Source organism: Sphingomonas corticis (genome assembly GCF_012035195.1).
GTDB classification, from domain to species: Bacteria; Pseudomonadota; Alphaproteobacteria; order Sphingomonadales; family Sphingomonadaceae; genus Sphingomonas; species Sphingomonas corticis.
This window is the reverse complement of sequence record NZ_JAAVJH010000047.1, coordinates 1-3,509: the sequence shown is the minus strand read 5'-3', so window position 1 is coordinate 3,509 and position 3,509 is coordinate 1. Positions and strand designations below refer to the sequence as shown.

At 64.5% G+C, this 3,509-nt stretch carries 4 protein-coding genes and 1 pseudogene; 1 reads left to right on the top strand and 4 read right to left on the bottom strand.

Going from position 1 to position 3,509, the window contains the following annotated elements:
• Window positions 1–161 precede the first annotated feature (161 nt).
• The 4 genes from HBH26_RS20285 to HBH26_RS20275 form a co-directional block, all read right to left on the bottom strand.
• Complete coding sequence (locus tag HBH26_RS20285; protein WP_168136368.1) at window positions 162–878, bottom strand: O-methyltransferase; 717 nt, start codon at window positions 876–878, stop codon at window positions 162–164.
• Window positions 879–935: 57 nt separating this feature from the next.
• On the bottom strand, window positions 936–1,334 hold the full coding sequence (locus tag HBH26_RS20280; protein WP_168136367.1) for a hypothetical protein: 399 nt from the start codon (window positions 1,332–1,334) through the stop codon (window positions 936–938).
• A gap of 253 nt (window positions 1,335–1,587) precedes the next feature.
• Window positions 1,588–1,866, bottom strand: coding sequence for a response regulator transcription factor (locus HBH26_RS20950; protein WP_239024963.1), 279 nt, complete (start codon window positions 1,864–1,866; stop codon window positions 1,588–1,590).
• 31 nt (window positions 1,867–1,897) lie between these two features.
• On the bottom strand, window positions 1,898–2,482 hold the full coding sequence (locus tag HBH26_RS20275) for a PAS domain-containing protein (protein ID WP_239024962.1): 585 nt from the start codon (window positions 2,480–2,482) through the stop codon (window positions 1,898–1,900).
• A 97-nt stretch (window positions 2,483–2,579) separates the two neighbouring features.
• Here HBH26_RS20275 and HBH26_RS20270 point away from each other — a divergent pair.
• A pseudogene (locus HBH26_RS20270) lies at window positions 2,580–3,388 on the top strand (IS3 family transposase); the annotation flags it as partial.
• Window positions 3,389–3,509 lie beyond the last annotated feature (121 nt).

Here is a 3,509-nt window from a genome sequence, read left to right as displayed (position 1 = left end):
TAACTTCCAACTCGTCCAACCTCACAAACCCACGAAACTTAATATACTTTGCGGCAACGCTCAGGCTTTTGTTGACCATTTGTTCCGACTGCCGCTGTCCATATGACAAACCTTGAGGTGCCCCCATCTGGCACCGGCGCCGCCCGCTGCGGTCGCGCCTGTCATCCGACGCGTACCGCGAACTCGTTTCCGCGGCCTTCATCGATCGGCAGGGTCTGCGCGATGTAGCCGTTGGCCGGCGCGCGGACATAGTCCAGGTAATCCTCGGCGAAGGCGTTCTCGGCGAGGATCACCGCGCCGGGCCGCAGTTTCGGCTCGATCAGCTTGAGCACCGGAAGGTATAGCGACCACGCGCCGTCGATCAGCGCCAGATCGATCACGCTGTCGAGATCCCGGAGCGTCTCCAGCGCGTCGCCCTCTCGAATCTCGACCAGGTCGGCGAGCCCCGCCGCCTGGACGTGCGCGCGGGCGCGCGCGACCTTCGTGGGCTCCATCTCGGAGCCGATGAGCTGGCCACCGCCATTATCCTGGAGCGCGGCCGCCAGATAGATGGTGGAGATGCCCATCGATGTGCCGAACTCCACAATTCGCGTTGCCTTCGTGGCCCGCGCCATCTCGTAGAGGAAGCGGCCGTACCCGGGTGTCACCGACAGGAAGTGTGCAGCATGGTCCTTGTAGGCGGCACGGTAGTCCTGCCGTTCATTTGCAATCATCTGCGCTGCCGCCTGCTCGAGCGAGGCGCCTGACGCTTGGAGTTCGTCGCGCACCTTCTCGATATAGGGTGCGTCGGCCGCTTCAGCGTTCCGGTGGAGCTTGGCCAAGGTTTCAGCAACGCGGCCGATGGTCGGGCGCTCTCCGCTTCGGGCAACGCCGCACATCCCGAAGCGGTCAGTATTGCCACAGCGACCCTGATGGTGCGGAGAGTCACGGCCGCCTCATGAATAAATGGTCTTGCCGGTGTGCCGCGGCGTCCAGCGTCCTTGCTCGCGAACGAGCCGAAACTGCATCCCTTTGGCGCCAAGATTTCCGAAGGTTGCCATCGCCACAAAGGTCAGAACGCCCCGCGCGTCGCGGGATTCGACTTTAACGGTGTAGAGGATGGCATTCGCCTTGGTCGCCATCACGAAGGGGTGAACATCGGCTTGGCATTGTGATGCTGGGACGGCGGGGAGTCTCACTCCCTCGCTTAGGCGCTGCACGATCCTCGGCGGAGCATCGGTCACGGCCGAATCCGCAAGGCCCTGCATCCCGACACAGACGGCGCGCTTCTCCTCACCTGGCCGCGCCTGTGCAACCGCCGCATCGAACATCGCGTCGAGCTGGGCGTCATCCAAGCCGCGGGTGTCGGGCAGGCCGGGCAGGGCGATAGCGACACTGCTCGAATAGTTGGGTCCGGGCGCTGGCGGCGGAGAGTGGGGTAGTGGGGGAGACGGCCGTGCGTCGGGAGATGAGAGCCCCTGCGCATCGGGCGCGCAGTTCGAGTTGGCAGGGTCGGCCTGTGGCGCGGAGCATCCTACCGCCAGCGACAGGGCCGGAAGCAAGCACAGAGTCCAGGACATACGCAGGGTCATATGGCTGCCATTCGATCTAGGAGAGGCCGCGTTCCCGTGCCCAGGCGATCGCCGCGGCGCGCCGGTTGACCCCGATTTTGCCGTAAATGCCGGCGACGTGATTACGCACTGTATTGCCTGAGAGCGAGAGGCGCTTCGCAATCGCCTTGTCGTCCAGACCCTCGCAGATCAGCCCCAACACCTCGCGCTCGCGAGGCGTCAAGTCCGCTGTCTCAATGGCGGTCGCCGCATGTGGGTTACGCAATGTCGCGAGCTTGTCCATTACGGTCCGACTGAACCAGCTCGCATCCTTCATCACCGCCTCGATCGCGTCGGCGAGCTCCAGCTCACTCCTCCGACGCGTGGTAATGTCTTGATAGAGCCACAGCGTGCAGCGCTCGCCCCTGATCGGCCCAAAGCTCGGGGTCGCCGGCTGCCCTGCCGATGGAGCAGGCCGAACTGCGGCCGGTGAGGCGAACGAAGGCGTCGTTCACGTCCATCGTGCGGTGACTGTCGGGCGAAGTCAGCACCATCGCCACCGGCGCCATCTGAAACAGGGTATGAAAGTGCGTCTCGCTCGATCGCAATGCACGCTCTGCCTTCCGGCGCGGCTCCAGGTCGGCGAAGGTGAACAGCATGCACTTGTCGTCGCCGACTTCGATCGGCTGCCCGGCGATGATGACGAGCTTGGTGTTGCCATCAGGTAGCGGCAACTCGGCTTCCATCTGCGGGATCGTCCGGCCTTCCGCGAGGCACTGTTTGGCATAGTCCTTTCGCTCGGCGCCGTTCAGAATGTCGAGGTCGTACAGGCTGTTGCCCTGGACCGTCTGGCGGGGATAGCCGGTCATTTCAAGGAAGCCGCGATTTGCCCGGCTATACCGTTGATCCGACAGTCGCATGATGAGCGCCGGCGCCGGATTGGCCTGGAACATGGCCTCGAACCGCGCCTCTGCCTCGAACTGTTCTGACGTGACCCCCGTTTCTTCATCCAGTTTGAGCTAGAGACCGGCCCTTGAAGGGACGGACGGAATGAAGCGGAAGCAGTTTTCGGAAGAGCAGATCATCGGCATCCTGAAGGAGGCCGAGGCGGGCGCGGTTGTGACGGAGCTGTGCCGCAGGCACGGGATGTCGAGCGCGACCTACTATGCGTGGAAGGCGAAGTTCGGCGGCCTGGAGGTGTCCGACGCGAAGCGTCTGAGGTCGCTCGAAGAGGAGAACGCGCGGCTCAAGCGGCTGCTTGCGGACACGATGCTGGACAACGCGGGGTTGAAAGACCTGCTGTCAAAAAAGTGGTGACGCCCGCCGCGAAGCGGCAGGCAGTCGCGCATCTCCAGGCGACGTTGGGGTTGAGCGAGCGGCGGGCATGCGCGGTTGTCGGAGCGGATCGCACGAGCATGCGGTATCGCTCGTGCCGGGCAGATGATGGCGACCTGCGGTCGCGTTTGCGTGAGCTGGCGCAGCAGCGCCGGCGGTTCGGCTATCGGCGTCTGCACATCCTGCTGCGCCGGGACGGCATAACGATCAATCGCAAGAAGACCCAGCGGCTCTACCGCGAGGAAGGGCTGACGGTCAGGCGCCGGAAGGGACGAAGGCGCGCGGTTGGCGCACGGGCGCCCGCGCCGGTGCTGGCGCTCCCGAACCAGCGCTGGAGCCTGGACTTCGTCCACGACCAGCTCGTCACCGGCCGACGGTTCCGCGTGCTCAACATCGTCGACGACGTCACGCGTGAATGCCTCCGGGCGGTGGTGGACACGTCGATCTCGGGTCGGCGGGTCGTGCGCGAGCTGACCGATCTGATCGCCGAGCGTGGCAGGCCGATGATGATCGTCAGTGACAACGTCCTATGTCGGGAAGCAGCGGCGGGTTTGGGCCAGCAGATATCCATGCGCCGACAACCATCGGCGCGGCATGCAATCTGAGCCAGATGGCTTCCACCGTCAACGGGATCGCTCTCTGCCA